Source organism: Streptomyces sp. NPDC058459 (assembly GCF_042721685.1).
Lineage (GTDB): Bacteria > Actinomycetota > Actinomycetes > Streptomycetales > Streptomycetaceae > Streptomyces.
Genome location: NZ_JBHXLV010000036.1, coordinates 16,534 through 41,001 on the forward strand (window position 1 = coordinate 16,534; position 24,468 = coordinate 41,001).

Annotated in this window: 23 protein-coding genes and 1 pseudogene; 13 read left to right on the plus strand and 11 right to left on the minus strand. The window is 73.5% G+C overall.

Going from position 1 to position 24,468, the window contains the following annotated elements:
• Positions 1 to 185 precede the first annotated feature (185 nt).
• Positions 186 to 1,097, plus strand: a complete 912-nt coding sequence (locus ACFWN1_RS10145; RefSeq protein ID WP_384359655.1) for a Gfo/Idh/MocA family protein — start codon at positions 186 to 188, stop codon at positions 1,095 to 1,097.
• Here ACFWN1_RS10145 and ACFWN1_RS10150 read toward each other — a convergent pair.
• Positions 1,015 to 1,847, minus strand: a pseudogene (locus tag ACFWN1_RS10150) (nitrilase-related carbon-nitrogen hydrolase). The gene ACFWN1_RS10145 and the pseudogene ACFWN1_RS10150 sit on opposite strands and share 83 nt — an antisense overlap.
• Before the next feature lie 214 nt (positions 1,848 to 2,061).
• On the opposite strand from ACFWN1_RS10150, the gene ACFWN1_RS10155 reads away from it, so the two are divergent.
• Positions 2,062 to 2,724 carry an HAD family hydrolase gene (locus tag ACFWN1_RS10155; RefSeq protein ID WP_384359656.1) on the plus strand — a complete coding sequence of 221 codons (663 nt, stop codon included), beginning with the start codon at positions 2,062 to 2,064 and terminating at the stop codon, positions 2,722 to 2,724.
• A gap of 93 nt (positions 2,725 to 2,817) precedes the next feature.
• Here the strand turns inward: ACFWN1_RS10155 and ACFWN1_RS10160 are convergent, their stop codons facing one another.
• A complete protein-coding gene (locus ACFWN1_RS10160; RefSeq protein ID WP_384359657.1) occupies positions 2,818 to 3,696 on the minus strand; it encodes an undecaprenyl-diphosphate phosphatase in 879 nt (292 codons plus the stop codon).
• A gap of 159 nt (positions 3,697 to 3,855) precedes the next feature.
• On the minus strand, positions 3,856 to 4,617 hold the full coding sequence (locus ACFWN1_RS10165) for a TVP38/TMEM64 family protein (protein WP_384359658.1): 762 nt from the start codon (positions 4,615 to 4,617) through the stop codon (positions 3,856 to 3,858).
• Positions 4,618 to 4,931: 314 nt separating this feature from the next.
• Here ACFWN1_RS10165 and tuf point away from each other — a divergent pair, with 314 nt between their 5' ends.
• Both tuf and ACFWN1_RS10175 read left to right on the plus strand, forming a co-directional pair.
• Positions 4,932 to 6,101 carry an elongation factor Tu gene (gene tuf / locus ACFWN1_RS10170; RefSeq protein ID WP_384359659.1) on the plus strand — a complete coding sequence of 390 codons (1,170 nt, stop codon included), beginning with the start codon at positions 4,932 to 4,934 and terminating at the stop codon, positions 6,099 to 6,101.
• A 61-nt stretch (positions 6,102 to 6,162) separates the two neighbouring features.
• The gene (locus ACFWN1_RS10175) at positions 6,163 to 7,008 is read left to right on the plus strand and encodes a spermidine synthase (protein WP_384359660.1); all 846 of its coding nucleotides are present in this window, start codon (positions 6,163 to 6,165) and stop codon (positions 7,006 to 7,008) included.
• 167 nt (positions 7,009 to 7,175) lie between these two features.
• On the opposite strand, the gene ACFWN1_RS10180 is transcribed toward ACFWN1_RS10175, so the two are convergent.
• Entirely contained in the window at positions 7,176 to 8,171 is a 996-nt protein-coding gene (locus tag ACFWN1_RS10180) for a hypothetical protein (protein ID WP_384359661.1), read from the minus strand.
• Between the two features lie 137 nt (positions 8,172 to 8,308).
• Here ACFWN1_RS10180 and ACFWN1_RS10185 point away from each other — a divergent pair, with 137 nt between their 5' ends.
• Complete coding sequence (locus ACFWN1_RS10185) at positions 8,309 to 8,761, plus strand: DUF4442 domain-containing protein (RefSeq protein WP_384359662.1); 453 nt, start codon at positions 8,309 to 8,311, stop codon at positions 8,759 to 8,761.
• Positions 8,762 to 9,242: 481 nt separating this feature from the next.
• Positions 9,243 to 9,896 (plus strand): DedA family protein, encoded by a 654-nt coding sequence (locus tag ACFWN1_RS10190; protein ID WP_384359663.1) that lies wholly within the window; start codon positions 9,243 to 9,245, stop codon positions 9,894 to 9,896.
• A 21-nt stretch (positions 9,897 to 9,917) separates the two neighbouring features.
• On the opposite strand, the gene ACFWN1_RS10195 is transcribed toward ACFWN1_RS10190, so the two are convergent.
• Positions 9,918 to 10,445 (minus strand): gamma carbonic anhydrase family protein, encoded by a 528-nt coding sequence (locus ACFWN1_RS10195; RefSeq protein WP_384359664.1) that lies wholly within the window; start codon positions 10,443 to 10,445, stop codon positions 9,918 to 9,920.
• 154 nt (positions 10,446 to 10,599) lie between these two features.
• Between ACFWN1_RS10195 and ACFWN1_RS10200 the strand changes: the two genes are divergently transcribed.
• The 3 genes from ACFWN1_RS10200 (at position 10,600) to ACFWN1_RS10210 (ending at position 12,688) form a co-directional block, all read left to right on the plus strand.
• Positions 10,600 to 11,364, plus strand: a complete 765-nt coding sequence (locus ACFWN1_RS10200; protein ID WP_384359665.1) for an acyltransferase — start codon at positions 10,600 to 10,602, stop codon at positions 11,362 to 11,364.
• Between the two features lie 162 nt (positions 11,365 to 11,526).
• A complete protein-coding gene (locus ACFWN1_RS10205) occupies positions 11,527 to 12,099 on the plus strand; it encodes a helix-turn-helix domain-containing protein (RefSeq protein WP_384359666.1) in 573 nt (190 codons plus the stop codon).
• Positions 12,100 to 12,133: 34 nt separating this feature from the next.
• Positions 12,134 to 12,688: a YbaK/EbsC family protein gene (locus tag ACFWN1_RS10210; RefSeq protein WP_384359667.1), complete on the plus strand. Its 555-nt coding sequence runs from the start codon at positions 12,134 to 12,136 to the stop codon at positions 12,686 to 12,688.
• Here the strand turns inward: ACFWN1_RS10210 and ACFWN1_RS10215 are convergent.
• The gene (locus ACFWN1_RS10215; protein ID WP_384359677.1) at positions 12,685 to 13,092 is read right to left on the minus strand and encodes a CoA-binding protein; all 408 of its coding nucleotides are present in this window, start codon (positions 13,090 to 13,092) and stop codon (positions 12,685 to 12,687) included. The two genes, ACFWN1_RS10210 and ACFWN1_RS10215, sit on opposite strands and share 4 nt — an antisense overlap.
• Before the next feature lie 141 nt (positions 13,093 to 13,233).
• Here ACFWN1_RS10215 and ACFWN1_RS10220 point away from each other — a divergent pair, with 141 nt between their 5' ends.
• Positions 13,234 to 13,971, plus strand: a complete 738-nt coding sequence (locus tag ACFWN1_RS10220) for a hypothetical protein (RefSeq protein WP_384359668.1) — start codon at positions 13,234 to 13,236, stop codon at positions 13,969 to 13,971.
• Positions 13,972 to 13,977: 6 nt separating this feature from the next.
• Here the strand turns inward: ACFWN1_RS10220 and ACFWN1_RS10225 are convergent, their stop codons facing one another.
• Positions 13,978 to 15,960 carry an amino acid transporter gene (locus ACFWN1_RS10225; protein WP_384359669.1) on the minus strand — a complete coding sequence of 661 codons (1,983 nt, stop codon included), beginning with the start codon at positions 15,958 to 15,960 and terminating at the stop codon, positions 13,978 to 13,980.
• 123 nt (positions 15,961 to 16,083) lie between these two features.
• On the opposite strand from ACFWN1_RS10225, the gene ACFWN1_RS10230 reads away from it, so the two are divergent.
• From ACFWN1_RS10230 to ACFWN1_RS10240, 3 genes are all read left to right on the plus strand, one after another.
• Positions 16,084 to 16,710: a YigZ family protein gene (locus ACFWN1_RS10230; RefSeq protein ID WP_384359670.1), complete on the plus strand. Its 627-nt coding sequence runs from the start codon at positions 16,084 to 16,086 to the stop codon at positions 16,708 to 16,710.
• Between the two features lie 79 nt (positions 16,711 to 16,789).
• Positions 16,790 to 17,953: an exonuclease SbcCD subunit D gene (locus tag ACFWN1_RS10235; protein ID WP_384359671.1), complete on the plus strand. Its 1,164-nt coding sequence runs from the start codon at positions 16,790 to 16,792 to the stop codon at positions 17,951 to 17,953.
• A complete protein-coding gene (locus tag ACFWN1_RS10240; protein WP_384359672.1) occupies positions 17,950 to 20,943 on the plus strand; it encodes an AAA family ATPase in 2,994 nt (997 codons plus the stop codon). Before ACFWN1_RS10235 ends, ACFWN1_RS10240 begins: the two co-directional genes overlap by 4 nt.
• Positions 20,944 to 20,947: 4 nt before the next feature.
• Here the strand turns inward: ACFWN1_RS10240 and ACFWN1_RS10245 are convergent, their stop codons facing one another.
• The 4 genes from ACFWN1_RS10245 to ACFWN1_RS10260 form a co-directional block, all read right to left on the minus strand.
• Positions 20,948 to 22,186 (minus strand): cytochrome P450, encoded by a 1,239-nt coding sequence (locus ACFWN1_RS10245; protein ID WP_384359673.1) that lies wholly within the window; start codon positions 22,184 to 22,186, stop codon positions 20,948 to 20,950.
• Between the two features lie 43 nt (positions 22,187 to 22,229).
• Positions 22,230 to 23,621 (minus strand): NAD(P)/FAD-dependent oxidoreductase, encoded by a 1,392-nt coding sequence (locus ACFWN1_RS10250; protein WP_384359674.1) that lies wholly within the window; start codon positions 23,619 to 23,621, stop codon positions 22,230 to 22,232.
• On the minus strand, positions 23,611 to 23,871 hold the full coding sequence (locus tag ACFWN1_RS10255) for a ferredoxin (protein WP_384359675.1): 261 nt from the start codon (positions 23,869 to 23,871) through the stop codon (positions 23,611 to 23,613). The genes ACFWN1_RS10250 and ACFWN1_RS10255 overlap by 11 nt, the downstream gene beginning before the upstream one ends.
• A 107-nt stretch (positions 23,872 to 23,978) precedes the next feature.
• On the minus strand, positions 23,979 to 24,468 hold a 490-nt coding region (locus tag ACFWN1_RS10260; protein WP_384359676.1), incomplete at its 5' end, for a hypothetical protein.

Here is a 24,468-nt window from a genome sequence, read left to right on the forward strand (position 1 = left end):
ATGTCGCGCTCACCGGCGTCGACGGCCGGCTCCCGGCGGGTGTCAGTCATGCCTCGCATCCTTGCCGAACTCCTCAGGAGCCAACACGGGTTGTTGCCCCCGTAGGGCTTCGGCGGCATCGCCGACGGGTGCCCGCCGTATGCTTCCGGAGAGGAAAACGCAGGACAGGGGTAGGGAGAGCACACGTGAAGGTCGGCTGCATCGGACTCGGGGACATCGCGCGCAAGGCGTATCTGCCGGTCCTCGGCACACAGCCCGGACTCGACCTCCACCTCCAGACCCGCACCCCGGCAACCCTCGCGGGCGTCGCCGACTCGCTGCACATCCCCGCCGGACAGCGGCACGAGACGCTGGACTCCCTGCTGGACGCGGGTCTCGACGCCGCCTTCGTGCACGCGCCCACCGCCGTCCACCCGGAGATCGTCACCCGGCTGCTGGAAGCGGGCGTACCCACCTACGTCGACAAGCCCCTCGCCTACGAACTCAGCCACTCCCAGCGGCTGGTGGAACTGGCCGAGCGCCGGGGCGTCCCGCTCTTCGTCGGCTTCAACCGCCGCTACGCCCCCGCCTACGCACAGGTCCTGGAGCACCCGCGCGAGCTGATCCTGCTCCAGAAGAACCGGGTAGGTCTGCCCGAGGAACCGCGCTCGATGGTGCTGGACGACTTCATCCACGTGGCCGACACCCTGCGCTTCCTCGTGCCCGGCCCGGTGGACGACGTCACGGTGCGGACCCGCTCGGAGGAGGGCCTGCTCCACCACGTCGTGCTCCAGCTGTCCGGCGACGGCTTCACCGCGCTCGGGGTGATGAACCGGCTCAGCGGCTCCGCCGAGGAGATCCTGGAAGTGTCCGGGCAGGACACCAAGCGCCAAGTGATCAACCTCGCCGAGGTGATCGACCACAGGGGCCAGCCCACCGTGCGCCGCCGGGGCGACTGGGTCCCGGTGGCCCGCCAGCGCGGCATCGAGGGCGCCGTCCTCACCTTCCTCGACGCCGTCCGGGCCGGCGAACCGCTCAGCGCACGGGACGCGCTGGCGACCCACGAGCTGTGCGAGCGCGTGGTACGAGCGGCTCAGAACCCGTCCGGCGCGGCCTGAGCGCCCGCACCCCCTCCGCCACCCCCAGCACCCCCAGCACCGCCAGCACCAGCAGCGCGGCGCCCACCGGCCAGTCGCCGTGCCGGACGTACGGGGTGACGCCGTGCGCCAGCGGCACGTCGTACACCCGGACGGCGCTCGCTCCGGTGCCGAGCCAGGGGCCGGCGCGCTCGCCGTCCGGGCCGTACACGGCGGATACGCCGGTCAGGGTGGCGTGCACCATCGGACGCCCGGTCTCGGCGGCCCGCAGCGCGGCCAGCGAGGCGTGCTGCTCGGGCGCCCAGCTGTCCTGGAAGGTCGAGGTGGCGGACTGGCCCAGCAGCACGTCCGCGCCGTCCTCGGCGAGGTGGCGGCCCATGTCGGGGAACGCGGTCTCGAAGCGGGGGTGCCGCCCAGGAAGCGGCGCGCCGGCCAGTCCCAGGGGGCCCAGAGCGCGCCCAGCAGGGCCGCTATCAGGAAGATGAACACATGCAGGCTGGGCAGCAGCCAGTGGTGCACGGCCAGCATGAACCCGACGCCCCCGCACCAGCCGTCCAGCGCGGCCCGGCGGGCGCTGGGTGCGCTGCGGGCCAGAGCGATCCAGGGGACGAGGGCGACGTAGGCGAACCACCACAGCGCGGGCGCCGGGAACGCGAGCACGGGCAGCGCACCCGCCAGCGCGGCGACGCCGGAGCGGGGCCAGGGGGAGTCCAGAAGCCGGCCGGACGCCCTCGTGCTCCTCGTGCTCCCCGTGCTTCTCTTGCTCCCCATCCGGAGTCTCCCTCCCCGGGGCCCACACCCCCAGTGTGCGCGCCTGTCGCGACCCGGGACAGGGTGCTGGGGTGGTCGGAGCCGAGGACGCGTTCGGAGTCGGTGAGCGTGGACCTGGGCATCGGAAATGGCGCGCTCGAGGTCTCCGGGAGCCTCCGGCGGGCCGTGGCTGCGTCGAGCGGCGGGCCGCGGTGGCCGCACTACCCTGGCCACCATGATTCGCGCTGCGGTCTTCGATGTCGGTGAGTGCCTGGTGGACGAGACGACGGAGTTCGAGGCCTGGGCCGACTGGCTGGGCGTGCCCCGGCACACCTTCTCGGCGGTGTTCGGCGCGGTGGTGGCCCAGGGGCGTGACCACCACGAGGTCTTCGAGGAGTTCCGGCCCGGGTTCGACCTGGCGCGGGAGCGGGAGGAGCGGGCCGCCGCCGGGATGCCGGAGAGGTTCGGGGAGACCGACGTGTACGCGGACGTCCGCGACACCCTTGCCACGCTCCGGGCGGACGGCCTCTGGCTCGGCATCGCGGGCAACCAGGAAGCACCGGCCGCCCGCGTCCTGCGCGAACTCTTCGCCACCGACGTCGACCTGATCGGCACCTCGGCCGACTGGGGCGTCGCCAAGCCCGACCCCGCCTTCTTCGCCCGCCTGGCCGCCATGGTCCCGGCCGAACCGGAGGAGATCCTCTACGTGGGCGACCGCCTGGACAACGACCTCCGCCCGGCCCGGCGGGCCGGTATGCACACGGCCCTGATCCACCGTGGCCCGTGGGCACGGCTCGCCTGGAACACGAAGGACGCCGGACGCCTCCCCCTGTTCCGCATCGAGAGCCTGCTGGAACTGTCGGGGCTGATCCGGGAGTTCAACAGCGGCGGACACTGACATCCGGCGCCGGGGAGGCCGGGGCCGGCGACCGGACCGAGCCGGCCGGCCCGCTGAAGCCACCGGTGCCGCGCTCAGCGTCCGCCGGTCCGGTCAGCCCGCCGACTCCGCCGCGTGCGGGCTCAGCACGCCCGCGGTGACCAGGGCGATGATGACGATGCCCAGGGCCACGCGGTAGTAGACGAACGGCATGAAGCTCTTGTTGGAGATCCACTTCATGAACCACGCGATTACCCCATATCCGGACAAGAAGGCGATGACCGTGGCGAAGAGGGTGGGGCCCCAGGCCACCTCGCTGTTCTCGCCCAGGGAGTGCTTCACCTCGAAGACGCCGGAGGCGAGGACGGCGGGGATGGCGAGCAGGAAGGAGTAGCGGGCCGCGTCCTCCCGCTTGTAGCCCATGAACAGGCCGCCGCTGATGGTGGCGCCGGAGCGGGAGACACCGGGGATGAGGGCGCACGCCTGGCAGAGACCGAAGATCAGGCCGTCCCGGATGCCGAGGTCCGTCAGGGTCTTGCGCTGCTTGGGGCTGCGGTGCCGGCCGCCGGACTCGTCGCGGGCCGCCAGCCGGTCGGCGATGCCTATGACCACGCCGACCACGACCAGCATCGTCGCGGTGATCCTGAGGTCGCGGAACGGTCCCTCGATCTGGTCCTTCAGCGTCACGCCCAGCACCCCGATCGGGATCGAGCCGACGATCACCAGCCAGCCCAGTTGCGCGTCGTGGTCGCGCCGCATCGACTTGTCGAACAGCGAGCGGAACCAGGACGAGATGATCCGCCCGATGTCTTTGCGGAAGTAGATGAGGACCGCCGCCTCCGTACCGATCTGCGTGATCGCGGTGAAGGCGGCGCCGGGGTCCTCCCAGCCGGAGAAGGCCGCGGTCAGCCGCAGATGCGCGCTGGAGGAGACGGGCAGGAACTCGGTGAGCCCCTGGACGAGTCCGAGAACGAGGGATTCAAACCAAGACATGGAGGAGAGGCGTCCAAGCGCTGGGGAGCGTAGGGGATCATGCGACGCAGGGCAGCGTAGCGGGCGCCGATGGCAAAGCCTTCACAGGGGGTTGGTCATCGAATGGTCATGGACCCCGGGAGGCCGCAGCGGGGACCAGGGAGTGTCCGGGCGGCGCCGTCAACGCGGGCGCAGCTGATGCCTTTTGCGCCAGGCCAGCACCGTACCCGCCAGCGCGGGCAGCCCGATCGCGGCCAGCGCGATGAGGAAGGCGGGAGAGGTCGGGGTCGCGGCGCGGGCACCGGCGACCGCGTACGCGGCTGTGTTCGGGATCGAGCCGAGCGCTGTGGCGACCAGGAAGGGCAGTGTGCGCATCCGGGAGACGGCCGCGCAGTAGTTGGCCGCCCAGAACGGCACGCCAGGGAAGAGCCGGGCCGCCAGCATCGCCCGGAACCCGTGCCGGCTGAGCTGCCCGTCGGCGGCCTTCAGCCAGCGCCCCCGCAGCAGCGGACGCAGGGCGTCCTGGCCCAGCGCCCGCCCCAGCCCGAAGGCCAGCCCGGCGCCCAGCACGGTGCCCACCAGCGCCGAGGTCAGCCCCAGGGTGGAGCCGAACAGCGCGCCCGCCGCCAGGTTGAGCAGCGGGCGAGGCACGAACGCCACCGTGCACAGCCCGTAGGCCAGTGCGAAGACCGAGGCCGCCGCGAACCCGCCGAGCTGCGGTGGCCAGCCGTCGGTGAGCAGACGCTGCGGGTCGAAGACCAGGACGGCCGTGGCCGCGCCCGCGAGCAGGGTGAGCAGCAGCACGAGGCGCGCGTACGGCGAGGGCCACGCGCGTACGGCGGGGGTGACGGGAGTGGGGGGCGCGGCTGGGGTCGGCCTCAGGGCGACGGCCGGGTGAACGGCCGTGGCGGTGCCCCCAGAGCGGGTGGTGGCATCGGGCATTCGGCGACAGTAACCGACTTGGGTGTGTGATCGGCGTATGGTCCACGGCCGTTGACCCTTCGCTGCCCGCGGAAAACCGTTCGACGTGGGACGACGCGTCCGCCATGATCTGCGTCATGTTCCGGTACGCCTTCCTCGCCGCCTCCGCACTCGCGGACGCGCCGAAGGCTGCCGTCCTCGTCCTCGTGGCAGCCGTCGACGGCGCCCGAAGCTGACCCTCTCCGGAAAGTCCGGCGGACCCCGCGAGGGGAGGGTCGGCGAGGCCCAGGGGTCCCCGTGCTCTCCACGCACCACCAAGACCACGAGGAACAGCCATGCCCAAGACGGCATACGCGCGCACCAAGCCGCACCTGAACATCGGCACCATGGGCCACGTCGACCACGGCAAGACCACCCTGACCGCCGCCATCACCAAGGTGCTCGCCGAGCGCGGCACCGGCACCTTCGTGCCGTTCGACCGCATCGACCGGGCCCCGGAGGAGGCCGCGCGCGGCATCACCATCAACATCGCGCACGTCGAGTACGAGACCGACACCCGGCACTACGCCCACGTCGACATGCCCGGCCACGCCGATTACGTCAAGAACATGGTCACCGGCGCCGCCCAGCTCGACGGGGCGATCCTGGTCGTCTCCGCGCTCGACGGGATCATGCCGCAGACCGCCGAACACGTGCTGCTCGCCCGGCAGGTGGGGGTCGACCACATCGTGGTCGCCCTGAACAAGGCCGACGCGGGCGACGACGAGCTGACCGACCTGGTCGAGCTGGAGGTGCGCGAACTGCTCACCTCCCAGGGGTATCCGGGGGAGTCGGCGCCGGTCGTACGGGTCTCCGGGCTGAAGGCGCTGGCGGGCGAGCCCCGTTGGACGGCGGCCGTGGAGGCGCTGCTCGACGCGGTGGACACGTACGTGCCGATGCCCGAGCGGTTTGTCGACGCGCCGTTCCTGCTGCCGGTGGAGAACGTGCTCACCATCACCGGGCGCGGGACCGTCGTCACCGGCGCGGTCGAGCGGGGCACGCTGCGGGTGGGGGACCGGGTGGAGGTACCCGGGGCCGGCGTCGAGAGCGTGGTCACCGGTCTGGAGACCTTCGGCAAGCCGATGGCGGAGGCGCAGGCCGGGGACAACGTGGCGGTCCTGCTGCGCGGGGTGCCGCGTGACGCGGTCCGGCGCGGGCATGTCGTCGCGGCGCCGGGGAGCGTGGTGCCGAGCCGGCGGTTCACCGCGCGGGTGTACGTGCTCGCCGGGTCCGAGGGCGGGCGCACCAAGCCGCTGTCCACCGGGTACCGGCCGCAGTTCTACATCCGTACGGCGGACGTGGCCGGTGACATCGACCTGGGCGAGGCGGGGATCGCCCGGCCCGGCGAGACGGTCGAGCTGACCGTGGAGCTGGACCGGGAGGTGCCCCTGGAGCCGGGCCTCGGGTTCGCCGTCCGTGAGGGCGGGCGCACCGTGGGCGCGGGGACGGTCACCTCGGCCGGCTGAGCGGTACGGGGTGCGCGGGGCTTGGCTCCGCTCACCCCGCACGACCGGCGACAATGGCGGGGTGAGCGAACCGATACCCGTGAGCCGGGCCGTCGACCACGGCACCGCCAAGCTGATGCCCGACGTCGACCGGGACCGGGCCTGGCTGCTCACCGTCGACGGGGCTCCGCAGTCCTACGTCGACCTGGACGAGCCGGAGCACCTGGAGTTCGAGTACGCGCGGCGGCTCGGCCACGCCCTGGACGCGGTCGCCGAGCCCGCCGCCGCGCTGGACGTGCTGCACCTGGGCGGGGGAGCGCTCACCCTGCCCCGGTACGTGGCCGCGACCCGGCCCGGCTCCCGGCAGGACGTGGTGGAGGCCGACAAGGGCCTCCTCGACCTGGTCGTCGAGCACCTCCCGCTGCCGCCCGGCTCGGGCATCACCACCCACGCCGCCGACGCGCGCGCCTGGCTGGAGGCGGCCCCGGACGACAGCACCGACGTACTGGTCGCGGACGTCTTCGGCGGCTCCCGCGTCCCGGCCCACCTGACCTCGCTGGACTACGCCCGTGAGGCGGCGCGGGTGCTCCGCCCGGACGGCGTCTACCTCGCCAACGTCGCGGACGCGGCGCCCTTCACCTTTCTGCGCTCCCAACTGGCCAACCTGGCCGCCCTGTTCGAGGAGCTGGCGCTGATCGCGGAACCCGGTGTCCTGCGCGGCCGCCGCTTCGGCAACGCGGTCCTCCTCGCATCCCACCACCCCCTGGACACCGCCTCGCTGACCCGCCGCACAGCCGCCGACGCCTTCCCGGCCCGCGTCGAACACGGCCCGGCTCTGGCCGAGTTCATCGGCTCGGCCCACCCCGTCTCCGACGACGACGCCGTCCCTTCCCCGGTGCCCCCGGCGGGTGCCTTCGGCATCGGCTGAGAGCGTGCCCGTCGTGTCCCCGCGCGGCGAAGCCCCCGCGACCCCGGGGATCAGCAGGACCAGCGCCTTGGTGAGGGCCCCGGGAGTCCGGGATCACCGGCCGACCAGGGCCGGGTGACCAGGGCCGGATGACCCCGGGACTGCCCATTCGACTTGCCGGCCGTCCGTCAGCTCTTGGTGGGGTCGCCGTGCAGGCGGACGGAGGACAGGATCTTCATGATGGTCGCCGTGTCGACCTCCTCCTTCACGCCCTTGGCGCCGTAGAGGTCGAACGACACGATGTCCTGGGCGGAGTTGCGGAAGGCGAAGGAGATCGCCTTGCCGTCGCTCGCGCACTTGCCCTTCTGCGGGCTGCCGGACGAACGCGCCCACGTGTAGGCGCCCTTGACCCCCGAGGACGTGGTGTAGGGCTTGGCCTTCTTGTCGAACGTGAGGCTCTTCTTGTCCGGCTGGGTGTAGCCGCCGTACACGTACCACGGCACCCGCGTCACAGCGGCCTCCTCCGGGCTCTTGGCGCCGCTCTCACCGCGCGTACCTGCCACCGCGAGTGAGGTGTCCTCCGTCCGGCCGTCCTTGTCGCTGTCGTCCGTGCACCACTTGGACTTGTAGACGGCGGGCGCGGACACCGAGGTGATCAGCTTGTCGTCGTGCGCGCGGTCCTCCATGAAGTAGGAGGTGTCCTTGGACTCGAGCTGCCACTGCGGCGGTACGTCGAACGCGGTGCCGAACTTCGGGTTGACGACCACCTGCCAGCCCGCGACGACCGGCTTCTCCGCTTCCCCGCCGCGCGGGTCGTCGTCCGGCACGGACGGACTCCCCGACGGCTCGGGCGTGGGGGACTGGCTGGTCTTCTTCCCGCCCTTGGCCTCGTCGGTGCCGCCGTCCCTGTCGCCGAGGACCAGATACCCCGTCACCCCGGCGGTCACGACGACCGCGAGAGCCGACACGACGGCGACGGCCTTGACCCGGCCGTTGCCGCCCCCGGGCTTCCGCGGCGGCTGCGTCGGCGGACCCCACTGGGGCTGCTGCCCGTAGGGGTTCGGCTGCGGGTACTGCTGGTAGCCGGGCTGCTGATACGGATTCGGCTGCTGGTAACCCGGCTGCTGATACGGGTTGCCCTGCGGGTTCTGCGCGCCCCCTGGCGGCTGCTCTCCTGGCCACATGGCCAGAACCCTAGTGCGCCACCGGACACGATTCGGTCACCGTCCCTTGTCAGGGACGTACCGAAACGGAGGAGAACGGGGGGAACGGGGGAGAGCGGGGCTGGCCAGGGTCACTACCCGTCGGTAACATCACGGTCATGACAGTTGAGAGCGCCTCCATGGGCGACATGCTGGCCGCCGCGGTGCCGATGGTGCGGACCCTGAACCTGGAGTTCATCGAGGTCACGCCGGAGCGCGCGGTGCTCCGGCTGCCGGACCAGTCCGAGTACCACAACCACCTGGGCGGACCGCATGCCGGCGCGATGTTCACGCTGGCCGAGTCCGCGAGCGGGGCCATCGTGCTGACCGCCTTCGGCGAGCAGCTCTCGCGGGCGGTCCCGCTCGCGGTGCGCGCCGAGATCGACTACAGGAAGCTCGCCCTCGGCCCGGTGACCGCCACCGCCACGCTGGGCCGCCCGGCCGCCGAGGTCGTCGCCGAGCTGGACGCGGGCAGCCGCCCCGAGTTCCCGGTAGCCATCAGCATCCGGCGCGAGGACGGCGCCGTCTCCGGCGAGATGACCGTGGTCTGGACCCTGCGGCCCAACGGCTGATCCCCGCCGAGTCGCGGCGGCCCCTGCCCGCAGCGCCGCCGCCGCGCCACGCACGGCCGGGTCGCCGTGCCCGCAGACCACCGTGTCCGCCTCCGGCCAGGGCAGGTGCGGCGCGACTCGACGGCCCGCGCCCGGCCGGTGCCGAAGCCGCCCAGGACGCTCCGGCCGGTGTCGGCCACCGCTTCCCCCTGGACAGCACCCCGGCCCCGGCGGGCGCACGGCGGTCGAGCCGTCCGGATGCCCGAGCACCGTCACCACGACCACCCCGCCGCCGGACTCCGGCACCCGCCGGCGCCGTACCTCGATCACGTCCATACCTCAGCCCGCGCGGCCGGACACGCGGACACGCGGGCGTGCGGTCGTTCGGCGTGGGCTCGCCTACCGGACTCGACGGCGGTGTGCGCCGACCGGGTAGCCTTCCTGCTGGGTGCCCGCGCGTGGCGCCCCCGCAGGGTGCGACGGCGACTGGGAGGAACCGGCGGTGCACGTCCAGGAATGGCTCGACTCGGTGCCCGCGGTAGCCGTCTATGCCGTGGTGAGCCTGGTGATCGGGCTGGAGAGCCTCGGCATACCCTTGCCCGGCGAGATCGTCCTCGTCTCCGCCGCGCTCCTGTCCTCCCAGCACACCGGGATCGACCCCTTCGTCCTCGGTGCCTGCGCCACGGCCGGCGCGGTGATCGGTGACTCCATCGGCTACGCGATCGGCCGCAAGGGAGGGCGCCCGCTGCTCACCTGGCTGGGGCGGAAGTTCCCGCGCCACTTCGGCGAGGCGCACGTCGCCACCGCCGAGCGGTCCTTCCAGAAGTGGGGCATGTGGGCGGTCTTCTTCGGACGCTTCATCGCCCTGCTCCGCATCTTCGCCGGACCCCTCGCGGGCGTGCTCCGGATGCCCTACTGGAAGTTCCTGATCGCCAACGTCCTCGGCGGTGTCGTCTGGGCGGGCGGCACCACGGCCATCGTCTACTACGTCGGCATGGTCGCGGAGGACTGGCTCAAGCGGTTCTCCTGGCTCGCCCTGGTGGCCGCGATCCTCGTCGGTCTCGGCTCCTTCGTGATCATGAAGCGCCGCTCGCGGCGCGGGGAATCGACCGAGCGGGCCCCCGAGGCCGAGCCGGTCGGCGCCGAACAGCCGTAGGGGCCCCTGCTCCGGCCTCGCCTACTCGTGCACCGCCCGGTGCGTCTTCGCCAGGTCCGCGTACAGGGTGCCGTTCAGGGTGACGCCCTGCCGCTCCTCCTCCGACAGTTCCCGGCGCACCTTGGCCGGGACGCCCGCCACCAGCGAGCCGGGCGGTACGACCATGCCCTGCGGGACCAGGGCCTGGGCCGCGACCAGGGAACCCGCGCCGATCACCGCACCGTTCAGGACCGTCGCGCCCATGCCGATCAGGCAGTCGTCCTCCACCGTGGCGCCATGGACGACGGCGTTGTGGCCGACGGAGACCCGCTCGCCGATCGTGACCGGGAAGCCGGGGTCGGCGTGCAGGGTCACGTTGTCCTGGACGTTGGCGTCCGCGCCGACCGTGATCCGCTCGACGTCACCCCGGACCACCGCGCCGTACCAGACGCTCGCCCCCGCCCGCAGTGTCACCTCGCCGATCACCGAGGCATTCGGGGCGACGAACGCCTCCGGGTCGATCACCGGTTCCCGGTCGCCGACGCCCATGATCAGGGCCTTGTGCGTCATCCGTCTCCACCGTCTCTCTGCCGGGCGAAATCGAGCGGGACCGCGCCGGGCGGTCTCCCCGCGCACGGTAGGGCATCGACGGGACCCCGGGATGGGGTGAAGATCACAGCGGCCCGGCGCCTTCCGGTGAGTGACCGCTGAGTAACGTGGCCGGGTGCCGAAGCGCGAGAACACCTTCACCTCCTGGCGGCAGGGGCTCGCCCAGCGTGCCGTCCATGCCGTGTGGGGCTGGGCGCGGCGCAGCGGCGCGGTGACCGCCGGGCATCCGGGACGGTTCCGGTTCGGCGCGATCGGCGAGGGCACCCGGCTCGCCTTCCCGCTCGGCACGGTCTTCGGCGAGCCCTGGATCAGGCTCGGCGACTACTGCGTCATCGGCGAGCAGGTCACCCTCACCGCCGGTCTGATGCCGGACCTCGACCTCGGCCCGGACCCGATCCTGCGCATAGGCGACGGCGTCGTCCTCGGCCGGGGCAGCCACGTCATCGCCGACACCGCGGTCACCATCGGCCGCGACTGCTACTTCGGCCCCTACGTCTACGTCACCTCCACCAACCACTCCTACGACGACCCGCACGAGCCCATCGGCCGCCAGTGGCCCCGCATGGAGCCCGTGGAGATCGGCCCCGGCTGCTGGATCGGCACCGGCGCGGTGATCCTGCCCGGCGCGCGGATCGGCCGGAACGTGGTGGTCGCGGCCGGCGCGGTGGTGCGCGGTACGGTCCCCGACCACGCCGTGGTGGCCGGGGCACCCGCCCGCGTCGTACGGCGCTGGACGCCCGAGGAGGGCTGGCAGCCGCCGCTGCGCACGCCGGCCCCGGTGCCGCCCCCGGCCGGGGTCACCGGCGCGCAACTGGGCGCGCTGGCCGGGCTGGACGAGGAGCAGGCCGAGCGGCTGGCGACGCTGGACGCGGAGGGCTGAGCGGCGGGCAGGTGCTCCGTACCGGACCGCGCAGTACAGTGCGGTGCACGACCGGGTGCGGTGCGCCGCCGTCCCGTGCACCTGATCCGGTCATTCCTTCCCGTGACCGACGAGGCCCCTGTGGCCTCGGTGACTCCCGATGTGACTTTCGATGGACGTGATGTGGCGGACCTCGACCTGCTGACCCAGTCCCTGGCGCGCAACGTCCGCCGCTGGCGTACCGAGCGCTGCTTCACGCTGGACGCGCTGGCCGCCCGCGCCGGGGTGAGCCGGGGCATGCTCATCCAGATCGAGCAGGCCCGCACCAACCCCAGCATCGGCACCGTCGTCAAGATCGGCGACGCGCTCGGGATCAGCGTCACCACCCTGCTCGACTACGAGCGGGGGCCGCGCGTGCGGGTCGTCCCCGCCGACCAGGCGGTCCGGCTCTGGCACACCGAGGGCGGCAGCTACAACCGGCTGCTGGCCGGCACCGAGGCACCCGGCCCGCTGGAGCTGTGGGACTGGAACCTGATGCCGGGCGAGCACAGCGGCGCCGACCCGCACCCCGCCGGCACGGTCGAACTGGTCCACGTCACCGCCGGCGAACTCACCCTGGAGGTCGACGGGGTCCGGCACGCGGTCCCGGCCGGGGCGAGCGTCACCTTCGAGGCCGACGCCCCGCACACCTACGGCAACGAGGGCGGCGTACCGGTGCGGATGGTGATGGCGGTCTCCGTACCGCCGGTGCGCTGAAAGGGAGCCTCGCGCGGACTGTTACGGTGCCGCCATGCGCGCGCCCATCGGAGACTTCGACCACGCTGTTCCCGCCCCCGACGCCCTGGCCGAGCTGACCGCACCGGTCGCGGAGGCGGTACGGAACTGGCGGGGGAGCGTCCCCGCCGAGCAGATCCTGTACGTCGACACCGACCCGGACCTCGCGGACACCGCCGTGTTCGTCGAGCACTACGGCGCCGACCTGCCCGAGCTGAGCGCCAACTGCGTGGTGGTCGCGGGCAAGCGCGGCGGCGAGACCACACTCGCCGCCTGCCTGGTGCTGTCCCGGACCAAGGTCGACGTCAACGGCACGGTGCGCCGCCGACTGGGTGCCCGCAAGGCGTCGTTCGCCCCGATGGACCTGGCGACCGGCGAGACCGGGATGGAGTACGGCGGCATCACCCCGCTCGGACTCCCGGCCGCCTGGCCCGTACTGGTCGACTCGGCCGTGCTCGACCTGCCGTACGTCCTCGTCGGCAGCGGCCGCCGGCGCGGCAAGCTCCTGCTGCCGGGCAAGGCGTTCGCGGAGATCCCGGGCGCTGTCGTGATCGAGGGGCTCGGAATCTAGCCCAGGCGGGGGATCTCGATCGCCGGGCAGGCGTCCATCACCATGTCCAGCCCCGCCGCCCGCGTCCGCTCGTACGCCGCCTCGTCCACCACGCCGAGCTGGAACCACACCGCGCGGGCGCCCTTGGCCACCGCCTCGTCGGCGACGGCGCCCGCCAGCTCGCTGTTGACGAACACATCGACCACGTCCACGTCGAAGGGGATGTCGGCGAGGCTCGCGTACCCCTGCTCGCCGGCCACCGGCTCCGCCTTCGGGTGCACCGGCACCACCCGTTTGCCGTACCGGCGCAGCACCTCCGCCACCCCGTAGGCCGCCCGGGACCGGTTGTCGGACAGGCCGACCACCGCCCAGGTGTCGCCCAGGCCGGTCAGGATGGTGCGGACCGTCGCCTCGTCGCCGTACACGGCGGCCTCCTCCAAGCGCGGGAACTGTGCCGTGGGGACAACAGCGGCCGCCACGCGCCGATTCCCCCGACTGCCCCGCCACGCTGTCCGGAATCGGCACAAGACGCTGCGTCCGGCCGTCCGCGCGCCTACGCTCGCTGCGTGCTGCGCATCCTCGACGCCCGGACCGGAGAGCCCGTCCCCGCCACCCCCGCCCGCCGGGGTCTGACCCGAGTGGAGGTCCGCGCGGGCGGCCTCGACCTGACGGCGCTGCGGGTGCTGCTCACCGCCGACCTCCTCGTCCGCGCCCTGGAACTCGGCGGCACCCCCGTCTGGAGCATGCTCACCGCACCCCGCGAACAGGCCGAACTGGGCTCCGCGGCCGTCGCGTTGAGCATCCGCCCCTTCGAGGACAGCCGGGACGTGGCGTCCGGCCTGGGGGAGGCCCAGGTGGTGCACGTCCGCGCCGCGACCGAGCGGCCCCCCGAGGCCGGAGTGATGGTCGCCGTGGCCCCGGCCGGGTGGGACGGGCCCGGGGAGGACGTACAGCGGCTCCTCGATGACCCCGGCGCCCTGCGTCTGGCGCTGCTCTCCGTGCCGCGCGCCGAGCCCGCCCGGCTGGACGCCGGGGCGCTGGCGGAGGCCGCGCGGACGGCGGCCGACTGGCGGACCGGGGTGGCCCGGTGGGGGAACCGGCCCTCGCGCCCGGTGCCGGACGACGTGCGGGCCCGGCTGCGGGTGGCCTGGGAGGGCGACCTCGACCTGCCCGGCGTCCTGGCGGTGCTGCGGGACGTGGCGGACACCCCCGGCCTGCCGGACGGCGCCCGGTTCGAGACCTTCCTCTACGCCGACCGCCTGCTCGCCCTCGACCTCGCCGGGGAACTGGGCAACCCGGTCTGAGCCCGCTCAGCCGACGTGCACCCAGGGCCGCCGCTCCGGGTCCGGCTCGGCCCGGCGCAGCACCTCGCGGGTGACCGGTGCCGCCTCGCCGTTGCCGAAGACCAGGAACTGGACCAGATGGGCGACCGGGTTGCCCTCGGTCCAGTTGAAGTACACGTGCGGCACCTCGCCGGTGCGGTCGCGCAGGGCCAGCAGGACGGCCGCGATGGTGTTGGGCACCGTCGGCCCGTCCGCGCGCAGCCGCCGCACCCCGTGCTTCTCGTCGCCGTGGACCGTGATCTCGGCGGTGAAGTCGGAGGAGTCGCGCACGAACACCTCCAGGAACACCACCGAGGCGCCCTCGGGGAGCCGGGTGTGCTGACGCTGCTCGCGCTCCTTGGCCCGGTACTCGCGCCTGCTGTGCTCCTTCGGCTCGTTGGCGATGAGCTGGAGCGGGCCGTGCTCGGCGCCCTGGTCGATGATGTGCAGCGCGGCGTCGTCGAACACCACGTCGGTGGCGCGGAGTTCGAAGGCGCGGTGCACCCGTGAGCCGATCGAGGTCAGCAGGATCAGCACGATGAAGATGGACGCGATCTTGATGCCGTCCGGCCGCTCGATCACGTTGTCGACCAGGGTGTAGGCGAAGACGGCGGTGATCGTGCCGAAGCCGATGGTGGCCGCCCGGCGCCCGCGCCGGTGCACGGCGACCGTCGAGGCGAAGGCCGCCGACAGCATCAGCACCAGCACGCCGGTCGCGTACGCCCCGCTCTGCGCGTCCACGCTCGCGTGGAACCACAGGGTGATCAGCACCGCCGCCACCAGGAACACCAGCACCAGCGGCCGCACCGCCCGGGTCCACTCCGGGGCCATGCCGTAGCGGGGCAGATAGCGCGGGACCAGGTTGAGCAGCCCGGCCATGGCGGAGGCGCCCGCGAACCACAGGATGGTGATGGTCGACACGTCGTACACCGTGCCGAAGGCCTCGCCCAGGTACTGGTGGGCGAGGTAGGCGAGGGCGCGTCCGTTGGCCGGGCCACCGGTCCGGAAGTCCTTCTCGGGGATCAGGATCGTCGTCGCCAGGCTGGACAGCAGCAGCAGGCAGCACATGATCAGCGCGGCGGTGGTGAGCAGCTTGCGGGCCCCCCGGATACGGCCCGCCGGATTCGCGTACGTGTCCTGCGCGCCGCCCTTGATCTGGGGCATCACCGCCACGCCCGTCTCGAAGCCGGACATGCCGAGCGCCAGCTTGGGGAACACCAGCAGGGCCACGCCGACCATGGCGAGCGGGGAGGAGTGCTCCGACGTCATCAGGTGCGTCCAGTCCTCGATCCGCACCGGGTGGGTGAGGACCTCGTAGGCGCAGACGGCGAGCACCGCCACATTGAGGGTGAGGTAGGCGGCGACCAGCACCACCGCGATGCCGATGGCCTCCTGGAAGCCCTTCAGGAAGACAGCGCCGAGCAGCCCGATCAGGACCAGGGTGATCCAGACGTCGCCGCCCTCCGTCCAGTGCGGGGCGAACGGGTTCTCCAGCACGTGCGCTGCCGCGTCCGCCGAGGACAGCGTGATGGTGATCATGAAGTCGGTGGCGGCGAAGCCCAGCAGCACCAGCACCAGGATCTTCCCCGACCACCAGGACAGCAGCCGCTCCAGCATGGCGATGGAGCCCTCGCCGTGCGGGCTCTCGTGCGCGACCCTGCGGTACACCGGGAGCGCGCCCAGCAGGGTCAGCGCGATCAGCACCAGGGTCGCCAGCGGGGAGAGGGCGCCGGCCGCGAGGGCGGCGATGCCGGGCTGGTAGCCGAGCGTGGAGAAGTAGTCGACGCCGGTCAGGCACATCACCCGCCACCAGCGGTGGCCCTCGTGGTCCTCGCGCGGGGTGCGGTGCGGGCCCGGATGGCGTGCGCTCCGCTCGCTCAGCCCCTCCAGCAGCCAGCCACGGCAGCGGGCCCGCACGGAGTCGGGTGCGGGGGCGCCGGGGTCCGCCGGCCGCACGGGGACGCTGGTCATACGGGGCTGCCTCCTCACCCGCGGCCCACCGCGCGGGCCGCCTGATCGCTGAGCGCGTCTGCCCCGCATCCTCCCCCGCACACCGGCAGCGGCAGCACGCGGCGCTCCGCATAGGCTGGCGTGATGCAGGACGAGTACCGCACAGTGGCCCGCGCGGGTGTGCACGAGACCGAGATCAACCGCTCCCGCTTCCGGTGCGCGCTCGCCCCGGCCGCCACCGAGCAGGAGGCCCAGGAGTTCATCGCCGCCGTCCGCAAGGAGCACGCGGACGCCTCGCACAACTGCTGGGCGTACGTCATCGGCGCCGACGCCTCCACCCAGAAGGCCAGTGACGACGGCGAGCCCGGCGGCACCGCCGGCGTCCCCATGCTCCAGATGCTGCTGCGCCGCGACGTGCGGTACGTGGCCGCCGTCGTCACCCGGTACTACGGCGGGGTGAAGCTCGGCGCGGGCGGACTGATCCGGGCCTACGGCGGCTCGGTCGGCGAGGCGCTGGACGCCGTAGGCACCCGCACCCGGCGCCGCTACCGGCTGGCCACGGTGACCGTCGACCACCAGCGCGCGGGCAAGGTGCAGAACGATCTGCGCTCCACCGGCCGCGAGGTCCGCGACGTCCGCTACGGCGAGGCGGTCGCCCTCGACATCGCCCTCCCGGACGCCGACGTCGACACCTTCCGCGGCTGGCTCGCGGACGCCACGGCGGGGGCGGCCGGCTTCGAGCTGGGCGGGGAGGCGTACGGGGACGCGTGAACCGGGCCAATCAGGCATAGCGCCCAAATCCGAAGTGACCGGGGTGCGTTGTCCGACCCTGCCGTTAGTCTCGGGGGCCATGAGACTCCTGCACACCTCCGACTGGCATCTGGGCCGGGCCTTCCACCGGGTGAACATGCTCGGCGCCCAGGCCGGGTTCATCGGCCACCTCGTCGCCACCGTGCGCGAGCGGGCCGTGGACGCCGTCGTGGTGTCGGGAGACGTGTACGACCGCGCGGTGCCCCCGCTGGCCGCGGTCGAGCTGTTCGACGACGCCCTGCACCGGCTCGCCGAGCTGGGCGTGCCCACCGTGATGATCTCCGGCAACCACGACTCGGCCCGCCGCCTCGGTGTCGGCGCCGGACTCATCGACCGTGCGGGCATCCACCTGCGCACCGACCCGGCCGCCGTCGGCACCCCGGTCGTCCTCGCCGACGACCACGGCGACATCGCCTTCTACGGCCTGCCCTACCTCGAACCCGCCCTGGTCAGAGACGAGTTCGCGGTGCCGAAGGCCGGACACGAGGCCGTGCTGGGCGCCGCCATGGACCGCGTCCGCGCCGACCTCGCCGCCCGCGCACCCGGCACCCGCTCCGTCGTCCTCGCCCACGCCTTCGTCACCGGCGGCGAGGCCAGCGACAGCGAACGGGACATCACCGTCGGGGGAGTGGCCGCCGTACCCGCCGGGATCTTCGACGGCGTGGACTACGTCGCCCTCGGTCATCTGCACGGCTGCCAGACCCTCCGCGAGCGGGTCCGCTACTCCGGCTCCCCGCTCGCCTACTCCTTCTCCGAGGCCGACCACCGCAAGAGCATGTGGCTGGTCGACCTGGACGCCGGGGGCTCCGTCACCGCCGAGCGCCTCGACTGCCCGGTGCCGCGCGCGCTGGCCCGTGTCCGGGGCACGCTGGCGGAGCTGCTCGCGGACCCCGGGCTGAGCCGGCACGAGGACGCCTGGGTGGAGGCCACCCTCACCGACGCCGTCCGGCCCGCCGACCCCATGGCCCGGATCGCCGCCCGCTTCCCGCACACCCTCAGCCTCGTCTTCGCCCCCGACCGCGCCCCGGACGACCCGGCCGTGTCCTACGCCCGGCGCCTGGCGGGGCGCAGCGACCAGCAGATCGCCGAGGACTTCGTCGCCCATGTGCGCGGCGCCGCCCCCGACGAGCGGGAGACGGAGGTGCTGCGCGACGCCTTCGACGCCGCGCGGGCCGACGACGCGGTGCGGGAGGTCGCCCGATGAGGCTGCACCGGCTCGACATCACCGCCTTCGGCCCCTTCGGCGGCGCCCAGAGTGTCGACTTCGACGCCCTCTCCGCAGCCGGCCTCTTCCTGCTGCACGGCCCGACCGGAGCCGGGAAGACCTCCGTCCTGGACGCCGTCTGCTACGCCCTCTACGGCTCCGTCCCCGGCGCCCGGCAGAGCGGCCAGGGCACCCAGCTGCGCAGCGACCACGCCGAACCGGGCACCCGCACCGAGGTCCGGCTCGAACTCACCGTCGCCGGACGCCGCCTCGAGATCACCCGGCAGCCACCCTGGGAGCGCCCCAAGAAGGGCAACCGTCCGGGCACCACCGTCGACAAGGCCCAGACCTGGCTGCGCGAGCACGACGCCGTGCGCGGCACCTGGAAGGATCTCAGCCGCTCGCACAACGAGGTCGGCGAGGAGATCACCCAGCTCCTCGGGATGAGCCGCGAGCAGTTCTGCCAGGTCGTCCTGCTGCCCCAGGGCGACTTCGCCCGCTTCCTGCGCGCCGACGCCGAGGCGCGCGGCAAGCTGCTCGGCCGCCTCTTCGACACCCAGCGCTTCGCCGACGTGGAGAAGCGGCTCACCGAACGCAGGCGCGCCACCGAGGCACGGGTGCGCGAGGGCGACACCGCGCTGCTCGCCGACGCCCACCGCATGCAGCAGGCGGCCGGTGACGCCATGGAGCTGCCCGGCCTCGCGCCCGGCGACCCCGGGCTCGCCGTCGCCGTCCTCGCGGCGGCCGCCGTCGCCCGCAGCACCGCCCGCGAACGCCTCACCGTCGCCCACTGCGGGCTCACCGCCGCCGAGTCGGCCCACGCCCACGCCCAGCAGGAGCTGGCCGGCACCCGCGAACTGGCCAGGCTCCAGCACCGGTTCACCGAGGCCCAGGACCGCGCCGAGCGCCTCGCCGGGCGGGCAGGGGAGTACGAGGAGACGCGGGCCCGCATGGAGCGCGGCCGCAAGGCCGAGACCGTGGCACCCGCGCTGGAGCTGCGGGAGGACGCCGAGAAGGCGCACCGGCGGGCCGCCCTGGCCGAGGAGCACGCCCGGCGGGCGCTCCCCGGGGACCAGGGCGATTCCGGCGCCCCCGGCCTCGCGGCGGCCGCCCGGCGCGCCGCCGAGGAACTGGGCTCCCTCGCCTCCGCCCGCCGCGCCGAACACCGGCTCACCGAACTGCTCGCCGAGCGCGACGGACTGGACCGGGAGGAGCGTGCGGACGAGCACACCCTGCGCGAGGCGGACGCCTGGCTCGACGGCTGGGAGCCCGCCCGCGCGGCGCTCCAGACCCGGATCGACGCCGCCCAGGAGGCCGCTTCCCGCGCCGAGGCCCTGGCCGTCCGGCGTGACCCGGCCCGGCGGCGGCTCGACGCGGCCCGCCGCCGCGACCAGCTGACCTCGGACGTCGCGGACGCCGAACGCCAGGCGCTGGACTCCGGACAACGCGCTCAGCGACTGCGCGGAGACTGGCTCGACCTCAGGGAACAGCGCCTGACCGGCATCGCCGCCGAGCTGGCCGCCCACCTCACAGACGGCGCCCCCTGCGCGGTCTGCGGAGCCACCGAGCACCCCGCCCCGGCCCGCAAGGACGCCGGACACGTGGACCGGGAGGCCGAGCAGCGCGCCTTCGACCAGCAGCAGGAGGCCGAGCGGGAGCACGGCGAGCACAGGCGGCGCGGCACGGAGCTGCAAGCCGAACTGAAAGCGGTCACCGCCGAAGCGGGGGACACCCCCGCCGACCGCGTCACCGCCGAAGTAACCGAGCTGGAGCGGGAGTTCGCGCAGGCTCGCCGGGAAGCCTCCGCCCTGCACACGGCGAACGTCGAGCTGCGGCAGGCCGAGGAGGAGCGTGAGCGGCGGCTCGAGGCCCGCCACCAGTCCGCCGTACGGGCCGCCGCGCGGCTCACCCGGCGCGACACCCTCGACCGCGAACAGAGCACGCTCGAAGCCGAGTTGACCCGGGCGCGCGGAGCCGCCGCGAGCGTCGCCGCCCGCGCCGCCCAGCTGGAGCGGCTCGCGGCCGTGCTCACCGAGGCCGCCGACACCGCCCGCAGGGCCGAAGAGGCCGCCGTACGCCTGAAGGAGGCCGACGCCCGGCTGGCCGACGCCGCCTACCGCGCGGGCTTCGACACGCCGAGCGCGGCCGCCGCCGCCCTGCTGGACTCCGCCACCCACCGAGCGCTCCAACACCGCCTGGACGAAGGGCAGTCGGAGGAGGCGGCCGTACGCGCGGTGCTCGCCGAGGCCGAGACGGTGGCGGCCTCCCGGCAGGCTCCCGCCGACCTCGCCGCCGCCGGGGAGCGCGCCGCCGGGGCCGAGCGCCGGCTGCGGGCAGCCGACTCCGCCCGTGACGAGGCCGGCCGCCGCACCAGCGAGCTGGACCGCCTCTCCGCCCGCGCCGAGGACGGCGCCCGGCGCCTCGCCCCGCTGCGTGAGGAGTACGACCGGGTCGCCCGGCTCGCCGCCCTCGCCGCCGGCACCAGCGCGGACAACGAACGCCGGATGCGCCTGGAGTCCTACGTCCTCGCCGCCCGCCTGGAACAGGTGGCCGCCGCCGCGACCGCGCGCCTGAGGCTGATGTCCGCCGGGCGCTACACCCTCGTCCACTCCGACGACCGCAGCGGACGCGGCCGCAGCGGACTCGGGCTGCATGTCGTGGACGCGTGGACCGGCCGGGAGCGGGACACCGCGACCCTGTCCGGCGGCGAGACCTTCTTCGCCTCGCTCGCCCTCGCCCTCGGCCTCGCCGACGTGGTCACCGACGAGGCGGGCGGCGTCCGGCTCGACACCCTCTTCATCGACGAGGGCTTCGGCAGCCTGGACGACCAGACGCTGGACGAGGTTCTCGACGTGCTGGACTCGCTGCGCGAACGGGACCGCAGTGTGGGCATCGTCAGCCATGTCGGTGACCTGCGCCGCCGCGTCCACGCCCAGCTGGAGGTCGTCAAGGACCGCACCGGGTCGTCGCTGCGGCGGCGCGGGATCTGAGAGGTCAGGCCAGAACGCCGTCGATGGCCAGCGGCAGATGGCGCGGCCCGCGCAGCACCGCGTTCGGCCGGTACGGCGGCGGGTCCGCCACCAGGCGGGGGTTGTCCAGCCGCCGGACCAGCTCGGCCAGCGCGATCTGCGCCTCCAGCCGGGCCAGCGGCGCCCCGAAGCAGCTGTGGATGCCGCTGCCGAAGCCGAGGTGTTCGAGGTCGTCCCGGTCGGGGTCGAAGCGCTCCGGGTCCTTGAAGCGCTCCGGGTCCCGGTTGCCCGCGGCCAGCATCAGCCAGATCCGGGAGCCCTTGGGGATCGTCACCCCGCGCACCTCGATGTCCGTGATGCAGGTGCGCTGCGGCACGAGCTGCACCGGGGGCTCGTAACGCAGCAGCTCCTCCACGATGTTGACCGCCAGCTCCGGGTCCTCGCGCAGCCGCTGGAGGTACTCGGGGTGGCGCAGCAGGGTGAGCATCCCGTTGGTGATCAGGTTGACGGTGGTCTCATGACCGGCGATCAGCAGCAGCACCGCCGTGCTGAGCACCTCCATCATGGTCATGGCCCCGTCCGGCCCCTTACCGGCGGCCAGGGCGGACAGCATGTCGCCGCGCGGGTCCTTGGTGCGCTCCTCCATCAGCCCGGCCAGATACATGCCGAGCTGGGTCCGCGCCTCCTGCGCCGTCTTGAGGAACTCCGGGTCGCCGCCCTGCCGGGTCTGCGGGTCCAGGCTCGCCACGATCGGGTCGACCCAGGACCGGAACCGGGGCTCGTCCTCGCGGGGCACCCCGAGCAGCCGGCAGATCACCGTCACCGGGAAGGGGTAGGCGAACTGGTCCACGAGGTCGATCTCGGTCCCGCCCGCGAGCCCGTCGATCAGTTCGGCGACGATCCCGCGCAGCTCGCCCCGCATGTCGTCGACCCGGCGCGGCTCGTGCGGCGGCCCGAACGCGCTGTTGGCGATGCGCCGCAGCCGGTCGTGCTCCGGCGGGTCCAGCCGGATGAACGACGGCGGCAGCCCGGTGTTCTCCGCCTGGTTCAGCTCGTCGGCGCCCGCCGCCGCCAGATTGGTCGCGTCCGAGCTGATCCGGGGGTCGTGCAGCAGGCTCTCGATGTCCCAGTACGAGGAGATGACGTACGGGTCGCCGTCCCCCTCGTGCAGCACCGGGGTGCGGCGCAGCTCGGCGTAGAGCGGGTAGGGGTCGGCACGGTTGGCGAAGTCGGTGATCCGGGCCACCAGCGAGGGTTGCGTCATCACAGGTCCTTGGAGCGTCGTGGGCGGCGGTGCCGGACGGCGGTCAGTGGTGGGCGGGGGTGAACACCAGCCGGCGGTCGGCAGGTGAGTAGCCGCTGAGGGTCACGGTCGGGCCGTGGGTCGGCAGGGACGGGTCGGGGAAGTCCGCCGGGACCGGCTGCCGCCCCTCCGGACGGCGGTCCATCGTGGGGTAGTCCACCGGGAACGGCGCGCCCTCCTCGATCTGCCGCCGGCAGTACTCCAGCCAGCGGGCGTTGTCGAAGGTCACGGCGGCCACGATCCTGCCCTTGTGCCCGTACACCCCGACGAACCGGCGCTCGGCCGTGGACCCCTGGATGATCATCAGCTCGTCGCCCATGGGCGGCACGCCCACCGACTTGATGTTCACCCCGAACTGCGAGGACCAGAAGGCGGGCATCCACATGTGCGGGCGCCGGTCGGAGGCGGGGCAGATCATGTTGTGCGCGGCCGTCTCCCCCTGCGCGACCGCGTTGCCCCAGTGCTCCAGCGACAGGAACTGGTAGCCGAACAGCGCGTGCGGGGAGCGGGCCACGTCACCGGCGACGAACACGTCGTCCGTGACGATCCCCCGGAAGTCGAACGCCCGGCAGCCCGCGTCGCTGGCGATGCCGCGCGGCCCGGCACCGAGCCCCGAGCCGCTCAGCCACTCGGTGTTGCGCTGCGACCCCAGCGAGACCACCACGACATCCGCCTCGACCACGCTCTCGTCGGACAGGTGCACCGCGCGCACCCTGCCCCTCGGATCGCTCTCCAGCGCGGTGACGGTGACGTGGGTGCGCAGGTCGACGCCGTTCTCCAGCTGGAGGTCGGCGGCGACCGCCCCGATCACCCCGCCGAGCGCACCCACCAGCGGGGCCCCCGCGCGCTCCGCGACCGTGACCTCCAGGCCCATCTCCCGGCAGGCGGAGGCCACTTCGGACCCGGCGAACCCGGCGCCGATCACCACGACCCGCTTCGCCCCGGCCCGCAGCCGCTCGGTGAGGGCGGTCGCGTCGTCACGCGTACGGAGCACGAAGACGCCGTCCAGTCCGGCCTCCTCCGCCACCGGCCAGGGCCGCGCCCTGACCCCGGTGGCGATCAGCAGCCGGTCGTACTCCACCTCCTCCCCGTCGGCGAGCAGCACCCGCTTGCCGGTCAGGTCCAGCCCGGCCGCCGGCACACCGAGCCGCCACTCGGCGTCCAGGTCCCGGCGCCGGGGCAGCTCGGTGTGCTCCGGCGACGCCTTGCCCAGCAGCACCGACTTGGACAGCGGCGGCCGGTCGTACGGCTCGTACGGTTCGTCACCGATCAGGGTGAGGGTGCCGGTGAAGCCCTCCTCGCGGAGCGTCTCGGCGGCCCGCAGCCCGGCCAGCGAGGCGCCGACGATGACGATCCGGCCCTCCCGGCGGAGCTGCTCCATGCGGTCAGCGGCCATCGCGCGGCTCCCGGGTGGCACCGGAGAGAACCTGCTCACGTTCGGCGGGCGCGCCCTGGTGCACACCCTCCACCGTGATCGCCTGCACCGGGCAGGCCGCGGCCGCCCTGGCGACCGCGTCGCGCTCCTCGTCGGCGGCGAGCGGGTCGTAGAGCAACGCCTCCTCGCCGTGCATGGTGAAGACATCGGGAGCGAGGAACGCACACTGGGCGTATCCCTGGCACTTGTTGAGATCCACGACGATCCGCATGGACGCTCCGCTCTTTCCGGTGGCCTGGTCCGGTGGTCCCCCGACCGCAAGCATCAGCGCGCCGGGGCAGGAGGCGCGCGCCGGGGCCCGCCGATCGGGTGAGCCGGTCAGGTCGGCGTCACCCGCCGCCGGCGCCCGCCGGCCAGCAGGATGTGCACGCTCAGCAACAGCGACCAGGCGGGGAAGACCAGCTCCACCCAGGGCACGTGGGACGAGACGAAGAGCAGCAGCAGCGCGGTCACCGCGCCCACCACCGTCAGCCAGTGCGGCAGCACGCCCATCCGCTTGCCGATCACCGACATCGACGACACGAAGACCGCCGCCATCCGCATCGCGTAGTCCGTCAGCAGCGTGTACGCGAAATGACGGCCGAAGTCCCAGGTGGTGAGCGAGGGGGCGGTACCGGCCGGGTGGGCCACGGCCAGCACCGCCGAGGCGGCGGCGGCCGCGCCGAACAGCGTCGCGGTGAAGACCAGCCCGCTGCCCAGCAGCACGGTCGCCAGGAACCGGTCCTCCACATCGCCCACATGGGCGCGCACCGCGCCCAGGAACCACAGGAAGAAGATGCCGGCGAACGGGATCAGCCTCAGCGCCGTA